Genomic DNA, 18,752 nt, shown 5'->3' with positions numbered 1-18,752 from the left:
AGAGATAGACAGTCATCCTTGGAAGCGCTCCCATGTTGCCATCGGGTTTCAGCACTGTCAATGTCGTCATGGGCTGGCTAGGAGAGCGTGCCCGGGGACCACATGCCGAACCACTGCTCGGCGTCCCACGCCTCGAACCGCTCTACCTCGACGAACCCGAGCTTCGCCGCGAGGCGCATCGAACTGATGTTGGCGGTCTGGGTGCAGAGCACCACCGACTCGCCCGGAAACGCGCCGGCGAACCACTCGAGCGCCGCCGCGCAGGCCTCGGCGGCATACCCGCTCCCCCACGCCTTCGGCAGGAACAGGTAGCCGAGATCGACCTCTCCGGCCTCGGGACGGACCCTGCTTGGAGGCCCGATGTCGCGCCGCTCGAGCATGACCGTGCCGATCATCGCTCCGGCTAGCTCGACGACGAACGCCCCTGGGCGCCGGCCGGGCACCTCGGGCGTGCGTTCGAGCTCGTCCCGCGGCCGCGGGCCACCGACGTAGGCGCCGACCTCCGGCGAGCCGAGCAGCTCGATGAACGCCGCACGGTCGCGGGCCTGCGACTCACGGAGCGTGAGCCGCTCGGTCCTGATCGGAGCGGGAGGCCACGCGTCTGTCATGCGCGCAGGCTACAACCCCGTTCAGAGGTCGATTTCCGCTATCACCGGGTAGTGGTCGCTGGCCCGGTCGGCGGCCGGCGTGCGCACGATGTGGCAGGAGCGGAGGCGGTCGACCAGCGCGGGGGTGGCGAAGAGGTAGTCCAGTCGCATGCCGGAGAACTCGGCACCGCCCAGGGCGGTCGGAGCCGTCTCGGCGGGACCGTCGCCGACCGCGCGGAAGACGTCGACCAGGCCGGCGGCGTCGAGGGCCGCGACCGCGCGGGTGTCGACGCGCGCCACGGTGGAGACGTCACGTTCGCTCCGCGCGCGGCCGAGCGGGCGCCAGCGGAGGTGGCGGACCCGGTACGCCGCCGGGAGCGCGGCCAGCCGCTCCTGGTGGTCGGTCCACGGGTCGAGGGTGTTGAGGTCACCGAGCACCAACGCCTGCCGGGTACGCCCGACGGCGTTCACCAGCCAGCGGGCCTCGTGGAGACGGCGCCAGCCCCAGTGCGGGTGCAGGTGGGCGGAGAAGACGGTGAGCGGCCCACCGAGGGTGGCGAGCTCGACCCGGGCGGCGGCGTGGTGGAACGGGCGGGCGACGCTGCCGGCGGTCAGGACGGTCCACTCCGGACCCACGAGCACCGCCACCGGCTGGCCCCACGAGGAGCGGGCCCGGATCATCCGCATGCCGAGGCGCTCGGCGAGCCAGGGCCCGGAGTCACCGCGTAGCTCCTGGAGGGCGACCACGTCCGGCAGGGCCGACCCGATCACCTCCGCGATGGCCTCAAGCCGCGTCCCGCGCGAACCGTCGTACCCCCCTGTTTTGATGTTGTAGGTCATCACCCGCATCCGCGACCACCGCCTCGGCGTTCGGGCGCACGATCACGTAGAGGAGGCCGATCCAGAGCGCGGTCAGCAGCATCGCGCCCATCAGGTCGCTGGGATGGTGCATGCCCCGATAGAACCGGGAGGTGGTGACGACGAGCGGCATCACCACGGCGGCGACGACGGTGAGCCAGCGCCACCAGCGGTCGGTGCGGGCCAGCACGATCAGCGCGATCGTCGTCCACAGGCACAGCGTCGCGGCGATGTGCCCGCTCGGGAACGCCGCTGTCGGCAGGTTCTGGTCGAGGTGCGGCACGTCGGGGCGCGGGCGATCGACCGCGGCGGCCGATGCCAGGAAGAGCGTCAACTCGCCGACCATCACCAGCGCGAGGAACAGGATCGGCCGCCATTGCCGCCAGCGTGCCACGACGAGCGTGCAGAAGACGAGCGACACGGCGAGGATCGTGTGGGTGTCACCGGCCTTGCTCGCGACGTGGCTCCAGCCGTCGAGCATCGGCGTGCGGTGCTCGGCGAACCAGCGCGGCACCCCGGTGTCGAGGGCCGCCAGCACGGTGCCGTCGGCGTGGTAGCTCGCCCAGATGCCGAACCCGAACAGCGCGCCGAGCACGAGGACCCAGCCGACCAGGATCTCGGCGGTCTCCACCCAGGGGTGCGGGAGCACTTTGCTTTCGGCCGGTGCCGGCTCGAGGTCGTCTGCGGCTTCGGGCTCCAGGCCCTCGGTGAGCGTGGGCTCGCGGCGGTGTTCCTCGCGGCGCCAGAGGCGGAAGGCGTACAACGTGATGCCGAGCCAGGCGGCGCCGAGCAGCCAGCCGGCGAGCACGTCCGAGACGAAGTGCACGCCGAGCGCGATCCGGCTGAGGCCGATGACGGTGACCAGGGTCGCGACAGCGGTGATCACCAGGGGCCGCCACCGCTTCGAGACGGCGGGCAGGAAGACCAGCAGCAGCGAGCCGTAGACGACGAACGAGCCGAGCGAGTGTCCACTGGGGAAGCTGTTGCCGGGCGCGTGGGCGACCGGCACGTCGACCACCGGGCGCAGCCGGCCCACCAGCAGCTTGATCGTCGGCTCCAGGGCAAGGGCGCCGAGCCCGGAGACGATCACGAAGACGGCGAGCCGGGCGCGGCGGCGGATCAGCAGCACGGCGACGGCGAGGCTGACCACCCACACCTTGAGCCCGCCGCCGAGGCCGGTGACGAACCGTATGACGTCGAGGAGACCTTCGTGGTCGGCCACGTACCCGTTGACGGACTCGGCCACGCCGTGGTCGAGGTCGTAGAGCGGCCCGAACCGGAAGCGGACCAGCGCGAGCAGCACACCGAACGCGATGCCGGCGACGACGACCATGATCAGGCCGACGAGGCTGCGCGCGGTGAAGTGCTCGAGCGTACGACGCGGTATGCGGGCTTCCGTGTCGCGGGAGTCTGTGCCGACCGTCATGCGGCGTTCGTTACCCGGAAGTCGTCTCGTGCACACCCTCGTCGGAGCGACGCTGCTCGAGCGGCTTCCACAGGTCGGGCTCGGCGGGCTCGGGCGCACCGACTCGCATCCCTTCGAGCTGCGCGGTGAAGGCGAGCCCGAAGAAGAACGCCACCCCGGTCAGGTTGGCCCAGAGCAGCAGCGCCATGATCCCGGTCAGCGCGCCGTACGTCTGGTTGAAGCTCTCGGCCAGCGACACGTAGAGGGCGAGCAGCAGGCTGGCGACGATCCAGAGCACGGTGGTGATGCCGGCGCCGAACAGCAGCCAGGACAGCGCCGGCTGGCTACGGCGCGGCGCGTGCCGGAACAACACGGCGATCGCGAACACGGTCAGCGCGAGCGAGATCGGCCACCGGATCACGTCGAACAGGTCGTGGACCCAGCCACCCCACCCGTACTGGCGTTGCACCGAGTCACCGATCGGCCCCCCGGCGACGAGCAGCAGGAAGCCGAGGAACATCGGCAGGCCGGCGGCGACGGCGAGCACGGCCGCCCGCAGGTACTTTCGGTGAGCGGGGCGATCCCGCTCGACGCCGTAGATCCGGTTGGCACCCCGCTCCACCTGCGACATCGCCATGGTCAGCGCGACCAGCCCGGTGATCAACCCGAGCGCCAGCGCCAACTCCCCGGCGTCCTCGGTGCGCTCGTCGTCGGTCAGCAGCTCGCGCACCACGTCGACGCTGGCGCCGGGGGTCAGCGCGATCACGGTGTCGGCGACGACCCTCCCGCCGGCCTCGACCCCGAGGTCCGTGGTCAGACCGGTGAGCGCGATGAGAAAAGGGACGACGGCGAGGCAGAGCTGAAACGCGAAGGCCCGGGCGTGGCTGAACCCGTCGCCGTAGCGCAGCCGGACGAACGCATCGCGCACCAAATGCCAGCCACCGTGCCTTTGCAGGGTGTGCCAGGCGTCGTCGGCGGTGAGCTGCTCGGCGGACATCAGCCGGGTCTCCGGAACGATCCGGGTCGAACTCATGCCCCCACTCCCCTGCCTGTCATCCCACCAGCCGTTTAGCACGTGCCGAGACCGCGCCGGCGTCGTGGGCGAGGTCGTCGTCGTCCGCCGGACGCGGCACACAGAGCCAGATCGCCCGAGGCTGCACCTCGACCCGCAAGGTCTTGGCCGCCGGAATGACGTCCCCGTCGAGCTGCCGCGGCTGCGGCCGGTTGCTGGTGACCTGCACCCGGTGGCCCCGGTAGGTCTCCATCCGCGGCACTCGCCCACGCCGGCGCAGCAGGGCCCAGCTCAGCGCGGCCCAGTGCCCGACGGTGCGCGGGGTGAGGATGGCGATGTCGAGCCAGCCGTCGTCGGGCTCGGCCTCCTTGAACAGCCGCACGCCGCCCTGGAGGCGGCCGACGTTGGCGACCAGCACCGACCGCGCCCGCCGCCGCATCGGAGGCCGGTCGTCGATCCGCACGGAGATCCGCATCGGCCGATCACGCAGGTGCTTGAGACCACCGAAGATGTACGCGGGCCAGCCGATCCGCGCCTTGGTCGACTCGGAGGTCGACCCGAGCATCTGTGCGTCGAACCCCATGCCGGCCATGACGGTGAAGTAGCGCTTCTCGTCGCGCCCCTTGACCAGCCCCAGGTCGAGCCGCCGACGCCCACCCTCGACCGCGACCGCGATGCCGGCCGGCAGGTCGCCGGAGAGGCCCAGGTTGGCGGCGAGCAGGTTGCCGGTGCCGCTGGGCAGGACGGCCAACGCCGTCTCGGTGCCGACCAGCCCTGAGGCGCAGGCCATGATGGTGCCGTCGCCGCCGTACGCGAACACAACCTCGGCGCCGGCCTCGACCGCGGCCCGACTCTGCCCCCGGCCCGGATCCTCGACGGTCGTCTCGTACCACTGCGGCGCTGGCCAGCCCGCCTTCTCCAGGGCCTTGCGCAGGGCCGAGCGCAGGTCGTCAGCGTCGTCCAGCTTGGCCGGATTGACCACGACGGCCGAGCGCATCCCGGAACGGCTGACCCCCACGCAGCAAAGTGTGCAGGACGGCAACGGTTTCGGCGACCCGAACTCCCTTCGGGTGCCCATCCCCACTTTCCGGTATGAGTCGGTCCGGAGCGGGGCAGGGCGTCAGGTGTTCGGGGCGCCCCTGGCCCGCCGCCCGATGCTCGCCGCGTAGTGCGGCGTCTCGAGCCGGTTGTGCGCGGCAGACGCGTCCTGCCGCGCCGCAGCGGCCGTGTCGAACGGGACGCCGAGCTTGTCGAGGAACGTCATGAACTCGCTGGTCGGATGGCTGGTCACCGTGTTCGTGTAGGTACAGGTGTCATCGTCGACCGGCTCGGCACGCAGGTCCCAGATCACCTGGGTGGTCGTCCAGCCCTGGGGCGTGAGCACGTCGGAGAGCGAGACCAGGTGGCAGTGCGCCGGCTCAGCGATCTCGACCACGTAGTGCTGCACCACCAGTCCGTCACCGATCATCTCCACGTTGATCGACATCGGCCGCCCGTCGTCGGTCGTGGTGTAGCCGGCAGCCTTGTGATCAGGCGGCGCACACCGCTGGTACTCGGCGTCCGGCAGATGCAACAGCCAGTCCGCGATGTCGACCTGCTCGATCGGTGCGTCGATGGTCGCGGTGACCACAGAACGGGACAGAAGCCGATCGGAGAGGACTTTGCTGTCGGCCATATCCGCTCACCCCCGAGCTGGCGCCGGCATCCACAGCAACTCGTCCGACGTTACCGGGCCAGCCACGAACCCGCCGCCAGAACGCGCGGCCGCTCGCTCCGCGGGCGCCGGCCACGTCTGCGACGCTGCCTCCACCACACCGCAGCCTCTGCCGCAGCGTCCGCCCGCAGCCCGGCCTCCGCCGCAGCGCAGCCCTCCCCCGCGGCGTCCGCTCGCAGCGCGGCCTCCGCCGCAGCGCAGCCCTCCCCCGCGGCGTCCGCTCGCAGCGCGGCCTCCGCAGTGCAGCCCTCCCCGCGGCGCAGCGCAGCCTCCGCCCACAGCGCAGCCTCCGCAACGCAGCCTCCGCCCACAGGGTGGCCTCCGCAACGCAGCGCAGCGTCCGCCCACAGCGCGGCGTCCGCCCACAGCGCGGCCTCCACCCACAGCGCGGCCTCCGCCCGCGGCCCTGGCTGCGCCGGCTGCTCGCTGGTTCGGGCCTGGTGTGTGGTCGCGGCCGGTGCGATGATCGCGATCTGGCGACGGGAGGCGTTTGCGTGGACAGGCGTGTTGTTTCGCGGACCCGGTCGATGGTGGTCGTGCTCGGCACTTATCTGCTCGCTCTTGGCTCCGCCTGGGTCGTGATCGTCGCTGCGCCTCCTTCCTGGCATCCCTTGCTGGCCGCGTTCGTCGCCGATGTGGTCGCCACGCTCGTCGTCTTCGCAGTGTCGATGGCGTTCGACAACGCGAGCCTCTACGACCCGTACTGGAGCGTCGCCCCACCCGTCGTCGCCGCATGGTGGGTCGTCGTCGCGGGCAGCGGCGACGCGGTGCGGCAGGTGCTCGTCGTAGGGCTCATCACCGTCTGGGCCGTGCGGCTCACGGGAAACTGGGCCTACGGCTGGATGGGCCTGCACAAGGTCGACTGGCGCTACGACCAACTGCGGGTGACCCGTGGCCGGGTGCCGTGGTGGCTGGTCAACCTCGGCGGCATCCAGCTCATGCCCACAGTCGTGGTCTATCTCGGCCTGCTTTCGGTATGGCCCGCCCTCGCCGGCTCACGTCCCTTCGGTGTGCTCGATGTAATCGCCACGCTGGTCACCGCCGGTGCGATCGCGTTGGAAGCCGCGGCGGACGTGCAACTGCACCGCTTCGCGGCCGCGGCGACAAACCGCGGCCGCATTCTGGCGACCGGCGTATGGCGGCGCACGCGCCATCCCAACTATCTCGGTGAGATCGCCCTGTGGTGGGGCCTGTGGCTCTTCGGCCTGGCCGCCGCGCCGAGCTGGTGGTGGACGGTGGTCGGTCCCGTCGCCATGGTGGTGCTCTTCAAGGCCGCGAGCATTCCGCTGATGGACCGGCGGTCGCTGGAGCGCCGCAGCGGCTATGCCGACCACATGCGCGAGGTGCCGGCGCTGCTGCCCCGACTGCGTGGACCGCACGGTCAGCTCACCACCCCGAACGCCACCGAACACCACTGAGGACCATCGCCCCACGGACCGCCTTCGCCACCCCTGGTGGCCAGCTCGATATCCATGTGAGCAGATTAGAACGTACGTACGACACTTTTTGGCGGGCTTGACTCGCAGCCATTCGGCTGCCTATCGTTCGAAGCATAAAGGGCAGCCAGATGGCTGCATGTGAGGTGAGAGTCCCAGTGGATCTGGTGTTCAAGGCATTGGCCGACCCGAGCCGCCGCGAGCTGCTCGACTCGCTGAACGCGCGCAACGGCCAGACGCTGCGCGAGCTCTGCGCGGGCCTCGATATGGCCCGACAGTCGGTCAGCAAGCACCTCGCCGTGCTCGAGACCGCCGAGCTCGTCACGACGGTCCGCCGCGGCCGCGAAAAGCTGCACTACCTCAACGCCGCGCCGGTCAACGCGATCGCCGACCGATGGATCAGCCGGTACGACCGCCAACGCGCGCAGGCCCTCGCCGACCTCAAGACCGCATTGGAGCAGACGCCGATGAGCAGGCCCGAGTTCGTCTACACCACGTACATCAACACGACGCCGGAGCGACTGTGGCAGGCGCTGACCGACCCGGCCTTCACGAGGCGCTACTGGGGGGTCGAGTTCGAGACCGACTGGACTGCCGGCTCGCCCATGGTGTGGCACGCGGAAGGCGCGCGGATCGCCGACCCCGAGCAGGTGGTCATCGCGTCGCAGCCCTACACCAGACTGTCGTACGCCTGGCACACCTTCACCGACGACTGGGCCAAGGCGTCCGGCATAGCGGAGGCCGACCGCGCCACCTTCGCCGCCGAGCCACGGTCCACAGTGACCTTCGAGCTCGAGCCGGCCGGCGACGCGGTCAAACTGACGGTGATCCACGACGGCTTCGCGCCGGACAGCGCCGTGCTCAGCGCCATCAACACCGGCTGGCCGCAGATCATCGCCAGCCTCAAGTCTCTTGTCGAGACCGGCGACCCACTGCACCTTGTCAACCCGAGTTGACAGATCCTCCGCGTCAACGTAAATTGACATCATGACTCAGGCAGTGGACCTAGCCGCGGCCGCTAGCAGCACCGATCCCAAGGTCGGCCTACGCGCCGTGTTGGCCCTACGCCGACTCCTGGAAAGTCTGGAGACGGTGCAGGTCGACAACGCGCGTGCGCAGGGCTGGTCGTGGCAGGACATCGCCGCCGCGCTCGAAGTGAGCCGGCAGGCGGTACACAAGAAGCACGCCGGGCGTCCCGTCGTGCGACCGTCACAGGAGGCGTGATGTTCGAGCGGTTCACCGACCGGGCGCGATCAGTGGTCAAGGGGGCTGTGGCCGAGTCGCACGCGCTGCGGCACGACAAGGTCGGCACCGAGCATCTGCTCCTCGCGATGCTCGACGACAATCCCGAGGGCGCCGGCGGCGGCATCGCCGGGCGGGTGTTGCGCGAGGCCGGCGTCAGCGCCGACGACATGCGCACCCGCATCGAGACGCACGTCGGCCGCGGGCCACGGGCGCTCGGGGACGCGGACGCCGAGGCACTAAGGCAGATCGGGATCGATCTGGAGGCGGTACGCAAGGCGGTCGAAGCATCCTTCGGCAAAGGCGCGCTGCGGCCACCGACCCGGGCGCACTCCCGCGGGCTGTTCGGCTTCCGCCGCCGCCGGCACCTGGCCGGTGGCCCGTTCTCCCCGCGCGCCAAGAAGGTCCTGGAGTTGTCGCTGCGCGAGGCGCTCCGGCTCAAGCAAAAGCACATCGGCACCGAGCACGTGCTACTGGGCCTGATCCGCGAAGGCGAAGGCCTCGGCGTGCTGGTCCTGACCGAATCCGGCATCGAGGTCGACGACCTGCGCCGCCGGATCGAGGCCGAGCTACGGGCCGCCGCCTGACTAACTGTGGCCGACGCGGGCCGGGCCGAAACGGCTCGGCCCGCACTGGTGCGGCGAACGCGGGCGGCCTCGACCACGGCGAGCGTGCGCAGCGCGTCCGCTCCCCTGGTCGGGCCGCGGGCCGCTCGGCCGAACGGCGCGGTCCCGCGGCGCGGGCACGGCAAAAGACGGCACGGCCCCGCGACCCTGCCACAACGGCACGACCATCACGGCACCGGGATATCAGCGCGCGCACCACAGGACCGGCACGTCGGAGCGGCCACGACAGAGAGTCACCCCGGCGCGGAGGAGGTGAGCGCTCGGAAAATGGTCGTGGTTCGGCTTACACTGGGTGGGTGAGGCTTGTGGCGATGCGATTTAGCTGCCCCCGGGTGACCGGTGGGTGTTCTGTCGTGCGCTGATCTCAGTCGCGCCCCTCGTGGGTGCGGGAGACCACGAGAAAACCCCCGGTTCAACCGGGGGTTTCTCATTTCCGTCTCCCTGCTCCCGTGAGGACCTCACCAGCCATGACCTACCTGACCCCTGCCCAGCTCGAGGCCGCCCTGGCCCGCCGTGATCTCACCGACCCCGCCGCCGGCGAGCACGCAGTACAACACGTGGTCGACCGCATCGAGCGCGCCCTGGCCAACACCTGGGGCATCCCAGTCCGACGCGACCCGGGAGACCGCATCGTCACGATCGCCGACAATTACGACCGTTTGCGGTATGACGACGCCGCCGTTACGCGCGATCGGCGGTACAGCCGCTACGTGGACCAAGACCGGATGCTGCGGTCGCACACCACCGCAAGGATCCCCGCCTTGCTCGACCAGCTCACCGAGAACGACGTCGTGCTCAGTGTGCCTGGCATGTGCTACCGACGCGACGCCATCGATCGGCAGCATGTCGGCGAGCCTCACCAGCTTGACCTTTGGCGCATCAGTGACCAGCGACGGCTCACCACGGACGACCTGAACACGATGATCGAGCAGGTCGTCGCCGCGGTGCTCCCTGGCAAGCGCATCGAGACGCCGCCCAGCCAGCATCCCTACACGCTGGACGGGCGCGAGATCTACGTCGATGGCGTCGAGATCGGCGAGTGTGGCCGCGCGCACCCCGAGGTGCTCCGCGGCAGCGGCCTGCCAGAGACCAAGACCGGCCTCGCGATGGGGCTTGGCCTCGATCGGATCACCATGCTGGTCAAGGGAATCGACGACATCCGCCTGTTGCGCGCCACCGACCCACGGGTGGCGGGACAGATGCACGACCTGAGCCCGTACCACCCGGTCTCGGGAATGCCGCCCACCAGCCGCGACCTGTCCCTGGCCGTCGCCGAGGACGCCGACGCCGAGCAGCTCGGCGACCGGGTCCGTGCCGTCCTCGGCGACGACGCCTCAGCCGTCGAGGAGATCGAGGTCCGGAGCGAGACCGGCTACGCCGACCTCCCCGACTCCGCCCGCGAAAGGATGGGCCTGAGGAAGGGCCAGAAGAACGTGCTGCTGCGGCTCGTGCTCCGCGACCTGACCCGCACTCTGTCCACAGTAGAGGCGAACACCATCCGCGACCGGGTCTACGAGGCCCTGCACGAGGGCACCGCGCACGAATGGACCGCCCGTTAGACCAAAAGCTAGGCCAGCACCGACGGCAGGTCGAAGACCGAGGACAAGCGATGGGCCGGCGGTACGGCAGTGTGCCGTGCCGCCGGGTCGATCAGGAAAGCCGCCCGCATCCCCGCCGCCAGCGGCCCGAAGTAGTCCGCGGACGGGTTGTCGCCGACGAACACCGCCGACGACGCCGGAATGCCGAGCCGGCCGAGCGCTGACGAGTAGATCTCCGGGGAAGGCTTGCGCACCCCCACTTCGACGGAGGTCACCACCGTCTCCACCAGGCCGGCAACCCCCATCGCGGCCAGGTGGAACGGCACCAGGTCGGGCTCGTGCGTGTTGGACACGACCGCCAGCCGGTGCCGCTGGGACAGCGACAAGAGCAGCTCATAAAGACCCGGCAGGTAGCGCACGCCCGCGTTCCACTCCGCGATGTAGACCGAGACGAAGGCCGAGATCTCGTCGGGCGACGCCGACGGCAGGAACGAGCGCGCCACGTCGAGCATCGAGAACTCCAGGCGCGTGGGCGCGCAGCGCGCCTCCCACGCCATCCAGACCTCGTCCCACCGTGCGGTGAACTCGTCGGCCGACATCGGTTGACCGAGCGAGCTGACGAAGGCCGCCGTCCGGACCGGCGCCCGGGCGTGGCCGTCGTCGTAGTCGACCAGCGTGCCGAAGAAGTCGAAGAGGATGTGGCTCACTCGATGCCGTCGGCCAGCGCGACCGGGTCCTGCCGGGTGGCCGGCTCGTCAGGGTCCATCGGCAGCAGCACGTGGAACCAGGTCTCGCCCGGCTTCGAGTCGACCCGGATGTCGCCGTGGTGCTTGTTGACCACGATCCGGTAGGAGATGTCGAGCCCGAGCCCCGTGCCCTCGCCGACTGGCTTGGTCGTGAAGAACGGCTCGAAGATCCGCGGTCGGACGTCGTCGGGGATGCCCGGGCCGGTGTCGCCGATCGAGACCACCACGTTGTCGTCCTCGCGCCAGGTGCGGACGGTCAGCGTGCCGGTCTCGCCCATCGCGCCGATCGCGTTGTCGATCAGGTTGGTCCACACCTGGTTGAGCTCGGCGGCGTACGCGGGGATCTCGGGCAGCGAACGGTCATATTCCTTGACCAGCTTGATGCCGGGCGGGAACTTGGCGTGCAGCATCACCAGCGTGGCGTGCAGCAGCTCGTGCACGTTGACCGTCTGGTGCGGCGCCCGGTCGAGCTGTGAGTATTGCTTGGCCGCCGCGACCAGCGACGAGATGCGGGTGACCGAGTCGTCGATCTCGGTCATCAGCTGCTCGGTGTCGAGCGTGTAGACCAGCCAGCGCAACGCGTTCTCGAAGTTGTCGGGGCCGATCTCGTCGCGCACGGTGGCCAGCCACGGTGTGTCTATCGCACCGGAGACCAGCGTCGGCGCGATGTCCCAGGCGCCCGTGATGTCGTGGTCCTCCAGCCACTCGCCGACCTCGTCCTCGGCGTCGCTGGTCTGCATCGGCGTCAGCTCCGGCGCGCTCGCCGCCCGCTTGATCGCCTCTTCCTGGAGGTTGACCAGCTTGTGCAGTCGCGTGCCGTCGACCCGCCCGTCGGCGATCATGGCCAGCTTGTGACGCATGCCGGTGACCCGGGTGCGCAGCACCGAGGTCGCGCGGACGGCCGCCGCGGCGGGGTTGTTGAGCTCGTGGGTCAGGCCGGCCGACAGCGAGCCCAGGGCCAGGAGCCGCTCGCGCTCGCTGACCATCGTCTGCATCGAACGCATGCCGAAGAACAGGCCTTCGAGCAGGTGCATCGCCATCGGGAACCAGTCGCGCAGCGACCTGGCCAGCTCGTCGGCCGGTAGCTGGTAGACCGCCACGTCGGAGATCGCGACCATGCTGTTGAGGTAGATCTGCGGGATCCGCTCGATGTAGGCCTGGGTGGCACCGGCATAGGCGCCGACCTGGTCGGTGCGGGTCGTCTCGATCTCGTCACCGCGGACGGTGCGGTTCAGCGCGACGGTGCCGCTGAGCAGCACGTAGAAGCAGGTCGCCTCTTCGCCCTCGCGATAGACGTAGCTGCCGCCCGAGTAGTGCTCGACCGCGCCGTGGCTGGCCAGGAAGTCGAGCTGCTCGGCGTCGAGCTTCTCGAACAGGAACAGCTTGCGCAGCTCCGCGGGGGAGAGCCGGTCGCCCTCGGCGTGACCGGCGAGTTCGGTGCTCATTGCGCCTCCAGATAACGGTGCACCAGGGAGATCGCCATCGCGCCCTCGCCGACCGCCGATGCCACCCGCTTGACCGAGTCGGAGCGGACGTCGCCCGCGGCGAACACGCCGGGGACACTGCATTCGAGGTGGTAGGGATCGCGCGGCATGGTCCAGCCGACCGGGCGGTTGCCACCCGCGATCAGGTCAGGGCCGGTGATCACGAAACCGTGGCGATCACGGGTGATCACCCCGTCGAGCCAGTCGGTGCGCGGCTCGGCGCCGATGAAGATGAACAGCCACGAGGTGTCGACGGAACGGCTCTCCCCGTCGCGGGCGTCGCGGAGCACCAGTTGCTCGAGGTGCTCGTCTCCGGAGGCCTCGGCGATCTCCGTAAAAGGATGCACCTCGATGTTCTCGTGGCTCTCGATCTGGTCGATCAGATAGCGGGACATCGTGCGGACCAGGCTCTCGCCCCGGATCAGCACGTGCACCCGCTGGGCGTAGCGGGAGAAGTAGACCGCCGCCTGGCCGGCCGAGTTGGCACCGCCGACGATGTAGACCTCTTGCCCGGAACAGCTCGGCGCCTCGGTGGCAGCCGAGCCGTAGAAGACGCCCCGGCCCCGGTAGTCGGACAGCCCGGGTGCCTCCAGCATCCGGTAGGAGACGCCGGTGGCCAGCACGACCGCGTGCGACGCGACCTCGCTGCCGTCGCCGAACTTGAGCACCCGGGTCGCGCCGCGCACGTCGAGCTCGACCGCCTCGCGGGTGGTCAGCAGCTCGGCACCGAAGCGCACCGCCTGGCGGCGGGCCCGCTCGGCGAGCTGTGCGCCGGACACCCCGTCGGGAAAGCCCAGATAGTTTTCGATGCGGCTGCTCTGGCCGGCCTGCCCGCCGGTGGCGCGCCGCTCGACGAGCAGCGTGCGCAGCCCTTCGGACGCGCCGTAGACGGCCGCGCCGAGCCCGGCCGGGCCGGCGCCGACCACCACCAGGTCGTAGAACTCCTTGGCCGGGGTGGTGGACAGCCCGACGTGGGTGGCCAGGTCGGTCTCGGAGGGCTGGACCATCGACTTGCCCTCGGGGGTGATCACCAGCGGCACGTCGGCCTCGGTGACACCGGCCGCGGCCAGGAGCCGGGCACCCTCGGGCTCGTCGGACAGATACCACCGGTAGGGCACCAGGTTGCGGGCCAGGAAGTCGCGGACCTTGAACGACGGCGCGGACCAGCGGTGGCCGACCACCCGGGTGACGCTCGCGGTCGCCTCGGGCGTGGTGGTCCACGCGTCGAGCAGCGAGTCGAGCACCGGGTAGAGCTTCTCCTCCGGGGGGTTCCACGGCTTGAGCAGGTAGTGGTCGAGGTCGACCCGGTTTATCGCGTCGATCGCGGCGTCGGTGTCGGCGTAGGCGGTCAGCAGCACCCGCCGGGCGCGCGGGAACAGGTCCATCGCCGCTTCGAGGAACTCGATGCCGTTCATGTGCGGCATGCGGAAGTCGGCGAGCAGCACGGCCACCTGGTCGCCGCGCAACTTGATCTCCTTGAGCGCTTCGAGCGCCTCGGAACCCGAGTTGGCGCGGACGACCCGATAGCGGTCGCCGTATTGACGCCGCACGTCACGGGCGACGGCCCGGGAGACGGCAAGGTCGTCGTCAACGGTGAGGATCGCCGGATTCGCCATGACACCAATCAAAGCACTAGCGGGGACAAAGCTGACGCTGCCTGTGGACAGAGCCGGGCGGTGGTGACCAGATCCGTCCGCCTAGGGACTCGATCCGGCCTTACGCGACGACCCGTCGCACGACGACGATCGGGGTATGAACCGCGCACTGTTCGTCATCGACGCCCAAGAGTCGTTCCACCAGCGGGAGATCTGGCGGGCCGGCTCCAACCCCGACTTCGTACCCAACGTCAACAGCCTGGTCGACTATTTCCGCGCCAACGGCGATCTCGTGATCTGGGTGCTGCACAGCGAGCCCGGCACGAAGGGCGTCTTCGACCCGGCCAACGGCCACGTCCGCCTGCTCGACGGCCTGCAGCCGCCGCGCGAGGACGAGCCCACCTTGATCAAGACCTCCCACAACGTCTTCACCACCACCAACGCCGGCCAGTTCCTGATGGAGCGGCGGATCTTCGACCTGACCGTCTGCGGCATCCGCACCGAGCAGTGCGTCGAGACCACGGCCAGGGTCGGAGGCGATCTGGGGTACGCCGTCACGTTCGTCACCGACGCGACGCTGACCTTCCCCATCCCACACCGCGATGCCGTCGACGCGACCGTCGAGGAGATCCTGGCCGACCCTCGCACGCTCGGCGTCGAGGCGATCGTCGAGCGCACCGAGCGGGTCCTGGACGGCCGGTTCGCCACCGTGCGTACCGTCGCGGAGGTGACCAAGGCATGATGACCAGATCATGACCACCGTCGGTTTCCTGCTCGTGCCCGGCCTCCATCTGCTCGACCTGGCCGGGCCCGCGCAGGTGTTCTCCACCGCCCGCGACCTCGGCCACGACTACGCGCTGGCCTACGTCTCCGAGCAGGCCGAGGTGCCGACCGCGCAGGGCCTGCCGGTGCACGCCGACCCGGAACTGCCCGCGCTGGCCCCGACCGACCTGCTCGTCGTGCCCGGTTGGCGCTCACCGACGCTGCGTGGCACCGGCCAGCTCGAGCAGCGAACGCTGGACTGGGTGGCGGCGCACCACCGCGCGGGCGGCACCGTCGCGAGTGTCTGCTCCGGCGCCGACGTGCTCGGCCGGGCCGGCCTGCTCGACGGGCGCCGCTGCACGACCCACCACGCGTTGCAGGACGAGTTGGCCCGGCGCTACCGGCGGGCGACGGTCGTACGCGACGTGCTCTATGTGGTCGACGGCCGGGTGGTCACGTCGGCCGGCATCGCCAGCGGCATCGACCTGGCACTCCATCTCATCGCCGTGCGGCACGGCCCGGCGGCCGCGGCCCAGATCGCCCGCGAGATGGTCGTCTACGCCCGCCGCAACGGCGACGAGCAGCAGAGCAGCGCGATGCTCCGGCACCGCGGCCACCTCAGCGACGCGGTGCACAGGATCCAGGACCTGATCGACCAGCGGTACGCGGAGCGCCTGCTCCTGGCCGACCTGGCCGGCGAGGGCGGCGTCAGCGAGCGAACCCTGACCAGGCAGTTCAGTCGGGCGACCGGGCTGACCCCGCTGGGCTACCAGCAGGCCCTGCGCCTGGAACGGGCCGAACACCTGATCGGCCACGGCAGCACGACGCAGGCGGCCGCCCGCGCGGTCGGTTTCGAAGACGCCCGGATGCTCCGCCGGCTACGCGCCCGCTGAGCCGACGGTCTCGGGATACTTGATGCCGGCACCGGTGTTGAGCACGACCACCTCGTCGGTCGACGCGAGCCAGCCGCTGGAGCGCAGGAGACGGGCGGCCGTCAGACAGGCGGCGCCCTCCGGGCACAGCAGCAGCCCTTCGGCAGCACCAAAAGCCCGCAGGTCGGCCAGGATCTCGGCGTCGTCCACCGCGATCGCGGTGCCACCTGTGTCGGCGAGCGCGTCGAGGATCAGCTCGTCGCCGAGCGGCGCCGGCACGGTGATGCCGAACGCGACCGTACGCGCGTCGGGCCACGGCGAGACCCGCCGTTCGCCGGCCTCGAACGCCCGCACGATCGGGGCGCAGCCGGTCGACTGCACCGCCACCAGCCGCGGCACCTTGTCGCCGATCCAGCCCAGTTCCCGGAGCTCACCCAGCGCCTTGTGGATGCCGATCAGCCCGACCCCGCCTCCGGTCGGATAGATGATCACATCGGGTACGCGCCAGCCGAGCTGCTCGCAGATCTCGTACCCCATCGTCTTCTTGCCTTCGAGCCGGTAGGGCTCGCGCAGCGTGCCGGCGTCGAAGACGTCGCCGGCGGAGGAAGCGACCACCTCCGCGATCAGCTTCCCGGCGTCGCCGATCAGCCCGTCGACCAGGATCAGCTCACCGCCGGCGGCGATGACCTCGTTGCGCGTGATCATCGGTGCGCCCAGTGGCATCGCGATCGTCGAGCGCAGACCACCCCGCGCCGCGTACGTCGCCCACGCCGCACCCGCGTTGCCGTTGGTGGGCATGGCGACGTGGCGAGCGCCGAGCTCACGGGCCCGGGAGACGCCGACCGCGGCACCGCGAGCCTTGAACGAGCCCGTCGGCACGAGGCCCTCGTCCTTGACCAGCAACCGATCCAGCCCGATCGCGGCGCCGAAGCGGTCGGCCGACCACAGTGGGGTCCAGCCCTCCCCCAGCGTCACCCGGTGCGTGTTGTCGCGCACCGGCAACAGTTCCCGGTAGCGCCAGAGATCCGCGCTCCGGCCGGCCAGCGAGGCGGGCGTGACCGCGGCCCGCACCGCGTCGAGGTCATAGCGGGCCAGCAGCGGCGAGCCGCACGAACAAAGGTTGGTCAGCGCCTCCGAGTCGTGCTCGGCGCCGCATCGGGGGCAGGAGAGGTGAGTGAGGAACATCAGCCCTCGACCCAGATGTTGTCGTGCCGCAGGTAGAAGTCCGCCTTCTCGTCCTCGGTCATCGAGGCCAGTTCGCGGATCCCCTCGAAGTAGCCCTCCCGGGGCGCGCCGGGCGCGAACAGCAGCAGCATCGAGGCGGGCTCGCCGGACTCGTTGCGGAACGCGTGGATGCCGCCCGGCGGCACGTAGAGGAAGTCGCCGGCGTCGGCGTCCCGCCAGGCGTCGCCGTCGTAGAGGCGCACGGTGCCCGAGAGCACGAAGAACGACTCCGAGATCGTGCGGTGGAAGTGGGGTCCCGGCCCGGTGGGCGTCGCCGGCATGTCCCAGCGGTAGAGCCCGAACCGCCCGTCCGTGGCCGCGCCGGTCGCCAGATAGCTGGCCCCGCCACCGGCCGCGAACCGCAAGTCGATTTCCGCACCTGCCGGGCGGAACGCACCGGACACCTCGCCGGTGTCACCGAAGTAGGTCGGATCCGGATAGGACACTCGTTGCTCCTCCTGGTCGACGATTACCGAGCGACGGCGGTACGCAGCCAGTGCCGCCGATGTTCCGCGCCGGCCGTGGCGTCCGGCCGCACCAGGTGCCGCACGCCGCGCGCCCGCTCGTTGGCGGCGATGGCTTCGGCCCGCAGGCTACGCGCCGCCGCCGCCGCGGACTCGGCCGCCTCCCAGGCGATCCGCTCCTCGCGGGCGGCGGTTCGCTCGGCGGCGCGCAGCGTGTCGCGGATCGCCCGGCGCAGCACGGCCTCCTGCTCCACGGGGTGCCGGCGCGGGTCCCAGCCGTTGCGGTGAGCCAGCGCGTCGTTGAGGTCCAATACGGACAGTTCATTGTGGGCACACGCGGACATCACCGCGCGGTGCAGCCATTGCTCGCGCTCCGCGTACTCCGTCGGTGTCTGCGGGGTGGCCGGGGCCGGCAGCAGCGCGGCCCGGGCCATCCGGCTCGCGGTCTGGTCGGCGGACTCGAACGCGGTCCAGGCCCGCTCCGCCGCCTCCTGTGCGGTCAGCCAGCCCTCGTGCCTCCGCCGGGCGGTGGCGTCGGCGCGGTCGGCCGCGACGCCGACCTCGCCCGCGAACCGGACGACCTCGGCAGCCGCCGTGGCGCGCCGCTCCCGACGGATCCGGGCGGCCCGCAGCCGGGTACGCACGCCGGGGCGCCGAGGTCCGCGCGGACCGACCAGTTGCAGGCCCGTGACCGAGAACAGCGCGAGGCACAGCAGGATCGACCAGATGGCCGCGGCGCGGGGCACGCCGACGTAGAAGAGCTCAAGGACCGTTTGCACGGGGAAAACCTCACCGGTTTGGGGCTTGGAGGGGACGACGGGTCAGCGGGCGGTGCCGTCGTCAGCCGGTGGGGCGCGGGGTGCGGTCTGCTCGGGGTGGGCGGACGCGGGCCGGACCGTGCGGACCGGGGTCGGCGCCTCCGTCGCCTCCGCCAGGGGCCAGGCCGGCACGACGCGCTCGGTGCGGGCCGAAGGCCGCTGGGTGGTCGCGGAGCCGGCCTCGGCGGGCGCGCTCGCCGGCGCGGACGGGACCGGGGCGGCAGCCGCGGCCGGCGTGGCGATCGCCGACACGCCGATGCCTACGGCTAGCGCCAAAGCGGCCAAACCCGTCATAACCGTCACAGAACCGCGCACGACTCGGCGGGGTGGCCGGGTCAGCACGTCGCGATGCACCTGGCCAACCTACAT

The 18,752-nt window shown here is 70.8% G+C and carries 19 protein-coding genes and 2 pseudogenes; 8 read left to right on the top strand and 13 right to left on the bottom strand.

The window, feature by feature from the left end; genetic code table 11:
* Window positions 1-77: 77 nt before the first annotated feature.
* The 6 genes from BLV39_RS21465 to BLV39_RS21440 all read right to left on the bottom strand — a co-directional run bounded on the left by BLV39_RS21465 (window position 78) and on the right by BLV39_RS21440 (window position 5,537).
* The gene (locus tag BLV39_RS21465) at window positions 78-608 is read right to left on the bottom strand and encodes a GNAT family N-acetyltransferase (RefSeq protein WP_090795552.1); all 531 of its coding nucleotides are present in this window, start codon (window positions 606-608) and stop codon (window positions 78-80) included.
* Window positions 609-629: 21 nt separating this feature from the next.
* The gene (locus tag BLV39_RS21460) at window positions 630-1,427 is read right to left on the bottom strand and encodes an endonuclease/exonuclease/phosphatase family protein (RefSeq protein ID WP_239083799.1); all 798 of its coding nucleotides are present in this window, start codon (window positions 1,425-1,427) and stop codon (window positions 630-632) included.
* Window positions 1,372-2,871, bottom strand: coding sequence for a phosphatase PAP2 family protein (locus tag BLV39_RS21455; protein ID WP_090795549.1), 1,500 nt, complete (start codon window positions 2,869-2,871; stop codon window positions 1,372-1,374). The genes BLV39_RS21460 and BLV39_RS21455 overlap by 56 nt, the downstream gene beginning before the upstream one ends.
* Window positions 2,872-2,881: 10 nt before the next feature.
* Entirely contained in the window at window positions 2,882-3,883 is a 1,002-nt protein-coding gene (locus tag BLV39_RS21450) for a YihY/virulence factor BrkB family protein (RefSeq protein WP_090795546.1), read from the bottom strand.
* A 19-nt stretch (window positions 3,884-3,902) separates the two neighbouring features.
* On the bottom strand, window positions 3,903-4,859 hold the full coding sequence (locus tag BLV39_RS21445; RefSeq protein WP_090795543.1) for a diacylglycerol/lipid kinase family protein: 957 nt from the start codon (window positions 4,857-4,859) through the stop codon (window positions 3,903-3,905).
* A 123-nt stretch (window positions 4,860-4,982) separates the two neighbouring features.
* Window positions 4,983-5,537 (bottom strand): hypothetical protein, encoded by a 555-nt coding sequence (locus BLV39_RS21440; protein ID WP_090795539.1) that lies wholly within the window; start codon window positions 5,535-5,537, stop codon window positions 4,983-4,985.
* A gap of 533 nt (window positions 5,538-6,070) precedes the next feature.
* Here BLV39_RS21440 and BLV39_RS21430 point away from each other — a divergent pair.
* From BLV39_RS21430 to srmL, 6 genes and pseudogenes are all read left to right on the top strand, one after another.
* Window positions 6,071-6,994 carry a DUF1295 domain-containing protein gene (locus BLV39_RS21430; RefSeq protein ID WP_239083800.1) on the top strand — a complete coding sequence of 308 codons (924 nt, stop codon included), beginning with the start codon at window positions 6,071-6,073 and terminating at the stop codon, window positions 6,992-6,994.
* A gap of 176 nt (window positions 6,995-7,170) precedes the next feature.
* Window positions 7,171-7,968 carry an ArsR/SmtB family transcription factor gene (locus tag BLV39_RS21425; RefSeq protein ID WP_090795528.1) on the top strand — a complete coding sequence of 266 codons (798 nt, stop codon included), beginning with the start codon at window positions 7,171-7,173 and terminating at the stop codon, window positions 7,966-7,968.
* A gap of 31 nt (window positions 7,969-7,999) precedes the next feature.
* Window positions 8,000-8,236 (top strand): helix-turn-helix domain-containing protein, encoded by a 237-nt coding sequence (locus BLV39_RS21420; RefSeq protein ID WP_089248094.1) that lies wholly within the window; start codon window positions 8,000-8,002, stop codon window positions 8,234-8,236.
* Window positions 8,236-8,466, top strand: a pseudogene (locus tag BLV39_RS45330) (Clp protease N-terminal domain-containing protein); the annotation flags it as partial. The gene BLV39_RS21420 and the pseudogene BLV39_RS45330, both read left to right, overlap by 1 nt.
* 168 nt (window positions 8,467-8,634) lie before the next feature.
* Window positions 8,635-8,814: pseudogene (locus BLV39_RS45325) on the top strand (Clp protease N-terminal domain-containing protein); the annotation flags it as partial.
* 533 nt (window positions 8,815-9,347) lie between these two features.
* Entirely contained in the window at window positions 9,348-10,439 is a 1,092-nt protein-coding gene (srmL, locus tag BLV39_RS21410) for a PheS-related mystery ligase SrmL (protein ID WP_090795521.1), read from the top strand.
* Window positions 10,440-10,447: 8 nt separating this feature from the next.
* Here srmL and BLV39_RS21405 read toward each other — a convergent pair whose 3' ends face one another.
* Genes BLV39_RS21405 through BLV39_RS21395 form a run of 3 tightly spaced genes read right to left on the bottom strand, consistent with a single transcriptional unit; the run spans window position 10,448 to window position 14,264 of the window.
* Window positions 10,448-11,125: an HAD family hydrolase gene (locus BLV39_RS21405; protein WP_090795518.1), complete on the bottom strand. Its 678-nt coding sequence runs from the start codon at window positions 11,123-11,125 to the stop codon at window positions 10,448-10,450.
* A complete protein-coding gene (locus BLV39_RS21400) occupies window positions 11,122-12,609 on the bottom strand; it encodes an ATP-binding protein (protein WP_090795514.1) in 1,488 nt (495 codons plus the stop codon). The genes BLV39_RS21405 and BLV39_RS21400 overlap by 4 nt, the downstream gene beginning before the upstream one ends.
* Window positions 12,606-14,264, bottom strand: coding sequence for an NAD(P)/FAD-dependent oxidoreductase (locus BLV39_RS21395; protein ID WP_090795510.1), 1,659 nt, complete (start codon window positions 14,262-14,264; stop codon window positions 12,606-12,608). The genes BLV39_RS21400 and BLV39_RS21395 overlap by 4 nt, the downstream gene beginning before the upstream one ends.
* Before the next feature lie 136 nt (window positions 14,265-14,400).
* Here BLV39_RS21395 and BLV39_RS21390 point away from each other — a divergent pair, with 136 nt between their 5' ends.
* Entirely contained in the window at window positions 14,401-14,985 is a 585-nt protein-coding gene (locus BLV39_RS21390; protein ID WP_090795506.1) for a cysteine hydrolase family protein, read from the top strand.
* A gap of 10 nt (window positions 14,986-14,995) precedes the next feature.
* Window positions 14,996-15,898: a GlxA family transcriptional regulator gene (locus BLV39_RS21385; protein WP_090795503.1), complete on the top strand. Its 903-nt coding sequence runs from the start codon at window positions 14,996-14,998 to the stop codon at window positions 15,896-15,898.
* On the opposite strand, the gene BLV39_RS21380 is transcribed toward BLV39_RS21385, so the two are convergent.
* Genes BLV39_RS21380 through BLV39_RS21365 form a run of 4 tightly spaced genes read right to left on the bottom strand, consistent with a single transcriptional unit; the run spans window position 15,884 to window position 18,677 of the window.
* On the bottom strand, window positions 15,884-17,062 hold the full coding sequence (locus BLV39_RS21380; protein ID WP_090795497.1) for a threonine synthase: 1,179 nt from the start codon (window positions 17,060-17,062) through the stop codon (window positions 15,884-15,886). The genes BLV39_RS21385 and BLV39_RS21380 overlap by 15 nt on opposite strands.
* A complete protein-coding gene (locus tag BLV39_RS21375) occupies window positions 17,062-17,547 on the bottom strand; it encodes a cupin domain-containing protein (protein ID WP_090795494.1) in 486 nt (161 codons plus the stop codon). Before BLV39_RS21375 ends, BLV39_RS21380 begins: the two co-directional genes overlap by 1 nt.
* Before the next feature lie 23 nt (window positions 17,548-17,570).
* Window positions 17,571-18,344, bottom strand: a complete 774-nt coding sequence (locus BLV39_RS21370) for a hypothetical protein (RefSeq protein ID WP_090795490.1) — start codon at window positions 18,342-18,344, stop codon at window positions 17,571-17,573.
* 42 nt (window positions 18,345-18,386) lie between these two features.
* Window positions 18,387-18,677 (bottom strand): hypothetical protein, encoded by a 291-nt coding sequence (locus BLV39_RS21365; protein WP_090795485.1) that lies wholly within the window; start codon window positions 18,675-18,677, stop codon window positions 18,387-18,389.
* Between the last annotated feature and the right edge of the window lie 75 nt (window positions 18,678-18,752).

The sequence above is a fragment of the Asanoa ishikariensis genome (assembly GCF_900107455.1).
Lineage (GTDB): Bacteria > Actinomycetota > Actinomycetes > Mycobacteriales > Micromonosporaceae > Asanoa > Asanoa ishikariensis.
Note: the sequence above shows the minus strand (reverse complement) of the source record. Positions and strands in the feature narration are given on the sequence as shown.

Bases quoted from the DNA above. Each gene is read 5' to 3' on its own strand.
- BLV39_RS21465 (WP_090795552.1), bottom strand. From the start codon at position 608: ATGACAGACGCGTGGCCTCCCGCTCCGATCAGGACCGAGCGGCTCACG.
- BLV39_RS21460 (WP_239083799.1), bottom strand. From the start codon at position 1,427: ATGACCTACAACATCAAAACAGGGGGGTACGACGGTTCGCGCGGGACG.
- BLV39_RS21455 (WP_090795549.1), bottom strand. From the start codon at position 2,871: ATGACGGTCGGCACAGACTCCCGCGACACGGAAGCCCGCATACCGCGT.
- BLV39_RS21450 (WP_090795546.1), bottom strand. From the start codon at position 3,883: ATGAGTTCGACCCGGATCGTTCCGGAGACCCGGCTGATGTCCGCCGAG.
- BLV39_RS21445 (WP_090795543.1), bottom strand. From the start codon at position 4,859: ATGCGCTCGGCCGTCGTGGTCAATCCGGCCAAGCTGGACGACGCTGAC.
- BLV39_RS21440 (WP_090795539.1), bottom strand. From the start codon at position 5,537: ATGGCCGACAGCAAAGTCCTCTCCGATCGGCTTCTGTCCCGTTCTGTG.
- BLV39_RS21420 (WP_089248094.1), top strand. From the start codon at position 8,000: ATGACTCAGGCAGTGGACCTAGCCGCGGCCGCTAGCAGCACCGATCCC.
- srmL (WP_090795521.1), top strand. From the start codon at position 9,348: ATGACCTACCTGACCCCTGCCCAGCTCGAGGCCGCCCTGGCCCGCCGT.
- BLV39_RS21400 (WP_090795514.1), bottom strand. From the start codon at position 12,609: ATGAGCACCGAACTCGCCGGTCACGCCGAGGGCGACCGGCTCTCCCCC.
- BLV39_RS21395 (WP_090795510.1), bottom strand. From the start codon at position 14,264: ATGGCGAATCCGGCGATCCTCACCGTTGACGACGACCTTGCCGTCTCC.
- BLV39_RS21390 (WP_090795506.1), top strand. From the start codon at position 14,401: ATGAACCGCGCACTGTTCGTCATCGACGCCCAAGAGTCGTTCCACCAG.
- BLV39_RS21385 (WP_090795503.1), top strand. From the start codon at position 14,996: ATGACCACCGTCGGTTTCCTGCTCGTGCCCGGCCTCCATCTGCTCGAC.
- BLV39_RS21380 (WP_090795497.1), bottom strand. From the start codon at position 17,062: ATGTTCCTCACTCACCTCTCCTGCCCCCGATGCGGCGCCGAGCACGAC.
- BLV39_RS21365 (WP_090795485.1), bottom strand. From the start codon at position 18,677: ATGACGGGTTTGGCCGCTTTGGCGCTAGCCGTAGGCATCGGCGTGTCG.